Source organism: Kitasatospora sp. NPDC038210 (assembly GCF_055600605.1).
Map to the genome: position 1 here is coordinate 43,074 of NZ_JBVJYK010000011.1, position 5,641 is coordinate 48,714.

The 5,641-nt window shown below is 74.4% G+C and carries 5 protein-coding genes; 1 reads left to right on the forward strand and 4 read right to left on the reverse strand.

Annotated features, from left to right (window positions below):
• Positions 1-140: 140 nt before the first annotated feature.
• Positions 141-2,978 (forward strand): SpoIIE family protein phosphatase, encoded by a 2,838-nt coding sequence (locus ACZ7KX_RS22510; protein WP_470328194.1) that lies wholly within the window; start codon positions 141-143, stop codon positions 2,976-2,978.
• Between the two features lie 159 nt (positions 2,979-3,137).
• On the opposite strand, the gene ACZ7KX_RS22515 is transcribed toward ACZ7KX_RS22510, so the two are convergent.
• The 4 genes from ACZ7KX_RS22515 to ACZ7KX_RS22530 are packed head-to-tail and all read right to left on the reverse strand — an operon-like array spanning position 3,138 to position 5,638.
• A complete protein-coding gene (locus ACZ7KX_RS22515) occupies positions 3,138-3,338 on the reverse strand; it encodes a hypothetical protein (protein WP_470328003.1) in 201 nt (66 codons plus the stop codon).
• 8 nt (positions 3,339-3,346) lie between these two features.
• Positions 3,347-4,090: an SRPBCC family protein gene (locus tag ACZ7KX_RS22520; RefSeq protein WP_470328004.1), complete on the reverse strand. Its 744-nt coding sequence runs from the start codon at positions 4,088-4,090 to the stop codon at positions 3,347-3,349.
• A 31-nt stretch (positions 4,091-4,121) separates the two neighbouring features.
• A complete protein-coding gene (locus ACZ7KX_RS22525) occupies positions 4,122-5,417 on the reverse strand; it encodes a cytochrome P450 family protein (RefSeq protein ID WP_470328005.1) in 1,296 nt (431 codons plus the stop codon).
• Between the two features lie 5 nt (positions 5,418-5,422).
• Entirely contained in the window at positions 5,423-5,638 is a 216-nt protein-coding gene (locus ACZ7KX_RS22530; protein WP_350525056.1) for an MbtH family protein, read from the reverse strand.
• Positions 5,639-5,641: the final 3 nt, after the last annotated feature.

Sequence of the window (5,641 nt, forward strand, 5' to 3'; positions counted from 1 at the left end):
CAACGGAGGGCCCGCGGCGCGCCCCGCCGCGCTCTTCCCCACGGCTCCCGGGCGGTCCGCTGCCGACGGCCGGCGCCCCCGACACGACGTGCGGTCGCTGACTGGGCGGGTAGGAGTCGCGTATGCGCACATTCCGCTCCATGTGGCCGCCGGGCGGTCGGCCGCGGCGCGGGCACCGCCCTCCGCCGCCCCCGTCGGCCGAGAACCCGCAGCCGACCGGCCGACCGCCCGCGGGGAGGCGACCGACCTCGCACTTCGGCCCGCGGAGCGTGGCCGGTCAGACCTTCCTCTGGCAGCTGGCGGTCCTGCTGCTGCTCGCCGTGGTCGGCGGGACCGTCCTGGTGCTCAAGACCGTGAACGACGCCCAGACCGACGCCCGGCACAGGTCACTCGCCGTCGCGACGGGCTTCGCGCAGGCTCCGGGCCTGGTGCAGGCGCTGCAGTCGCCCGACCCCACCGCGGCGCTCGGGCCCCTCGCCCTGGCGGCCCAGCAGGGTTCCGGCGTCGACTTCGTCGACGTGCTGAGCACCGGCGGGATCCGCTACACCGACCCGGTGCCCGGCCTGATCGGCCAACGCGCACAGGGCGACATCGCCCGGGCGGCGGCCGGGCAGTCCTTCACCGAGGTCTTCACCGGCTCCCCGCAGTCCGCGGTCCGGGCGCTCGTCCCCGTCAAGGACGCGCACGGAACCGTGGTCGGCCTGGTCTCCACCGGCGTGCAGACCACGGACATCAGCGCCACCGTGAACCGCCAGCTGCCGGTGCTGCTCGGCGCCGCGGCCGGCGCGCTGGTCCTCGCCGCCGGCGGGGCGGTCCTGGTGAGCACCCGGTTGCGCCGCCAGACCCACGGCCTGGGCCCGATCGAGATGACCCGGATGTACGAGCACCACGACGCCGTACTGCACGCGGTCCGCGAAGGCGTCCTGATCCTGGACGCCGACCACCGGCTGGTGCTGGCCAACGACGAGGCGCAGCAGCTGCTCGCCCTGAGCCCGGACGCGCAGGGCCGACGGGTGGACGAGCTGGGGCTGGACCCGGGCATGGCCGAACTGCTGGCCTCAGAGCGGACCGTCACCGACGAGGTGCACCCGGCCGGGGACCGCCTGGTGGCCGTCAACCTCCGGCCGATGACCGTCCGTAGCGGACCCGCCGGTCTCGTGGCGACCCTGCGGGACACCACCGAGCTGCGCGCGGTGGCCGGCCTGGCCGAAGAGACCCGGGAGCGGCTGCGGCTGCTGTACGACGCGGGCGCCCGGATCGGCACCACCCTGGACGTCACCGGCACGGCACAGGAGCTGGCGGACGTGGCGGTGCCCCGGCTCGCCGACTTCGTCAGTGTCGACCTGCTGGACGGCGTCGCGGGCGGCCGGGAGCCCGCGCCCGGACCGGTCGCCGACGGCGTACTGCGCCGGGCGGCACACCAGTCCGTGCTGGCGGGCGTGCCGGAGGCCGTGGTCCGCGTGGGCGAGATCGACGTCCTCCCGCCGGACTCGCCCCCGCTCCGCAGCCTGGCGACCGGGTGTTCCGGGCTGCACCAGGCGCAGGACGCGGCCGTCACGGCGTGGCTGGCCGAGGATCCCCGGCGGGCCGCGAACAGCCGTGCGTACGGCTTCCACTCCTGGATCCAGGTTCCGGTGGTCGCCCGGGGCACCACCCTGGGCGTGGTGGAGTTCGTCCGCTTCCGGAACGGCGAGCCGTTCCGACCCGAAGACCTGGCGCTGGCCGAGGAACTGGTGTCCAGGGCCGCGGTCGCGGTGGACAACGCCCGGCGCTTCGCCCACGAGCGCGGCACGGCGCTCACCCTGCAGCGCAGCCTGCTCCCGCGACGGCTGCCGGTGCACTCCGCCGTGGAGGCCGCCTTCCGGTACCTGCCGGCCGACCCCCGACTCGGCGTGGGCGGCGACTGGTTCGACGTGATCCCGCTCTCCGGCGCACGGGTGGCGTTGGTGGTCGGTGACGTGGCCGGGCACGGCCTGCGGGCGTCCGCCACGATGGGCCAGCTGCGCTCGGCCGTACGGACCCTCGCCGACGTGGACCTCCCGCCGGACGAGCTGCTCACCCAGCTCGACGACCTGGTCATCCGGCTGACCTCCGAGACCGCGACGGACCCGCACGCGGGCACCGTGACGGACCCGCACGCGGGCACCGTGACGGACCCGGACGCGGACACCGTGACGGACCCGCACGCGGACACCGCCGGGGAGGTCATCGCCACCTGCCTCTACGCCGTGTACGACCCGGTGTCGGGCCGCTGCACGCTGGCCACCGCCGGCCATCCGGCCCCCGTGCTGGCCGGCACGGGCCGCGACCCGGTCGTCCTCCGGCTGCCCGCCGGTCCCCCGCTCGGGCTGGGCGGACTGCCCTTCGAAGCCGTCGAGACCGAACTGCCGGAGGAGAGCCTGCTCGCCCTGTACACCGACGGCCTGGTCGCGACCCGGCGCCGCTCGGTGGACACCGGCCTCGACGCCCTGCGGCAAGCCCTCCCTCCCGTGGACGATTCGCTGGAATCCCTGTGCGACCGGATCGTCGACGCCCTGCCGCCCGGCAACCCCGCCGACGACGCCACCCTGCTGCTGACCCGGGTCCGGCGCCTGGACCCCCACCGGGTCGCGACCTGGACGGTGCCCGCCGACTTCGCGCAGGTCGCCACCGTCCGCGTCGACGCCGTCCGCCGCCTGACGGCATGGGGTTTGGCGGACGCCGCATTCGTCACCGAGCTGGTCGTCAGCGAACTCGTCACCAACGCCATCCGCTACGGCAGCGAACCGATCCGCCTACGGCTCATCCACGACCGCTCACTCATCTGCGAGGTCTCCGACACCGGCAGCACCGCCCCCCACCTGCGCCGGGCCCGCACGTTCGACGAGGGCGGCCGCGGCCTGCTGCTGGTCGCCCAGCTCACCCAGCGCTGGGGCACCCGGCAGACGGGGACGGGCAAGACCATCTGGTGCGAACAGGACCTCGGCGAGGACACCTGACGCCCCTGACACCCCCACACCCCTGAAACCCCGACCGTTCAGACCGGACCCCCGCCGGAGCCGGGGCGGCATCCGGCCGGGGCGGTGTCCGGCCGGAACGGCGAGGCCGGTGCCGTGGGGGTGCGGACGCACCCGGACGGCACCGGCCTCCCGGGCGGTCTACCAACGGCTGCGCGACGCCGACGGGTTGAGCTTGGCGCTGAGTGCCGACAGGAAGACCGGGAGCCGGTCGACCATGCTCCTGGGGACCGGCGTGGTCTGGACGGTGCCCCGCCGCACGTCCTGGACGACGAGGGTGAAGGCGCCGTCCTCCTCGACGAGTTCGGCGGCGTAGAGCAGGGTTTCCGTGGAGGTTGGCATCGGGGTTCCTAGGCTTGGGTGTCGTTGAGCCAGGCGGTCCACGCCTCGGTGGCCCGCTGCTCGTCGGTGTCCTCGGTGAACAGGTGGTGGGCCAGCCAGATCGGCGTGTTCCAGGTGCTGCCGTTGAAGAAGCGGTAGAGCGCGTCCGGGCCGCGCAGGCCGACGAAGTCGGCGCTGAGCCAGTCCACGACCGCCTCCTCCGGGCCGCCGTCCCGGCCCGGGACGTGAAGTGCGAGCCGGTCGCCGACGGCCGCGTCCTCCGCGAGGCCGAGGCGTCGGCGCAGGGCGGCGAAGTCGGCCGGGTCGGCGGTGGGTTCGGTCCGCCGGGCGGTGACGTAGACGGCGGGTCGGCCGGCGAAGTGCCGCAGGTACTCGGCGAGGCCGTGCTGGTAGAAGTGGACGTGCTTCTCGGCCGCGTCCGCCTTCCGGTCCCAGACGTCGTCCCAGACGCCCTCGTGCACCCAGTGGATCCCCATCCGCAGGTGGCTCGTTCCGCCGTCCGCCGGCTCGATCCGGTAGCTGAGCGTGTTGGAGAACTCGTCGCCGAGCGTCGCGCGGACGGCGAAGTGGCTCGGCGGCTCCCACGCCACGACGGTGCTCTCGGCCCGGGTGACCTTTCCGCCGACGCGCGGCTCGACCTCCATCGGGTACAGCCAGCCGAGGTTGCCGGCGCCGGTGGCGACCGCCGCCCAGACCTGTTCGGGCGTGGCGGGCAGGTCCTGTTCCTTGCGGACCTCGAACTCTCGGGCCACGGTCGGTTCTCCTTCGTCGTCGTTCATCGGGTCAGTGGGTGACCGGGAGGGCGCACAGCCGCCGTTGCAGGGGGTTGGGCCGCCAGTCCAGCCGTGCCCCGTCGGCCAGCCGCAGTTCGGGCAGCCGACGCACCAGCGTGCCGACGGCCACCTCCGCCTGGAGCTTGGCCAGCGGGCCGCCGAGGCAGAAGTGCGGGCCGTTGCCGAAGCTGAGGTGCCGGTTGCCGGGGCGGGTGAGGTCCAGCCGGTCGGGGTCCTCGAAGCGTTCGGGATCGCGGTTGGTCGCGCCGAGGAACAGGTAGACCAGCTCGCCCTCGCGCAGCGTCCGTCCGCCGATCTCCAGGTCCTCGGCGACGACCCGGACGATCGCCTGGGTCACCGTGTCGTAGCGGGCCAGTTCCTCGACGGCGCCGCGGATCAGCCCCGGGTCCGCCCGCAGCCGGGCCAGCTGGTCGGGGTGGCGCAGCAGGGCCAGCACCCCGTTGCCGATCAGGTGGGTGGTGGTCTCGTCGCCGGCGGTGATCAGGACGAAACAGGTGGACAGCAGTTCGGAGTCGGTGAGCCGGTCGTCCTGCACCTGGGTGGCGACCAGGGCGCTGATCAGGTCGTCGCCCGGGTCGGCCCGGCGGTGCCGGATGAGGCGGGCGAGGTACTCCTCGTACTCGCCGATCGCCTCCTCGGTCTTGTCGAGGTCCTCGCTCAACCGGCCGAAGCGGCTGAACCAGGCCTTGACCTGCGGGCGGTCCACGGGCGGGATGCCGAAGAGCTCGCAGACGACGGACATCGGCAGCGGGGCGGCGACGGCTTCGATCAGGTCCGTGGTCGGCCCGGCCTGGACGGCCCGGTCGATCAGCTGGTCGACGATCCGCTGGATGCCGCCGCGCAGGGCTTCGACGCGGCGGGCGGTGAAGGCGCGGTTGGCGAGCTTGCGCAGCCGGGCGTGGTCCGGCGGGTCCGTGTTGGACATCACCCGGCCGAGCCGGTCGGTGAGCCGGCTGAGGGCCTTCAGGTCGCCGCCGAGCGCGACGTAGGCCCGGGTCATCCGGTCCCGGTCGTTGGACAGTCGCAGGTCACCCAGGGCGGTCTCGACGTCGGCGTACCGGGTGAGGTACCAGGTGCCGTCGGCGCTGCGGTGGACCGGGTTCTCGCGCCGCATGCGGGCGTAGAACGGGTACGGGTCCCGCCGGGCCTCGGAGGTGAGCAGGTCCGCGGCGAGGTCGCGGGGCCCGGCGAGGCCCGCGGCGCGGTCGGAGGGCCCGGCGGGGTCGGAGGGGCGGGCGGGGCCCGCGGTGCCGCGGGCCCCGTCCCTGGTGTCGGTGGTGGTCACGTCGGCTACCGCCGGCCGTCCATGGCGTCGGCGAGGCTCCTGGGCCGCATGTCGGTCCAGGCCTGCTCGACGTACTCCAGGCAGGCGGCGTGGGTGTCCGGGCCGTGCGTGACGGTCCAGCCCGCCGGGACGTCCGCGAACTGCGGCCACAGCGAGTGCTGGTTCTCGTCGTTGACGAGCACGAGGAAGGTGCCGTCCTGGTCGTCGAAGGGGTTGGTCATGGG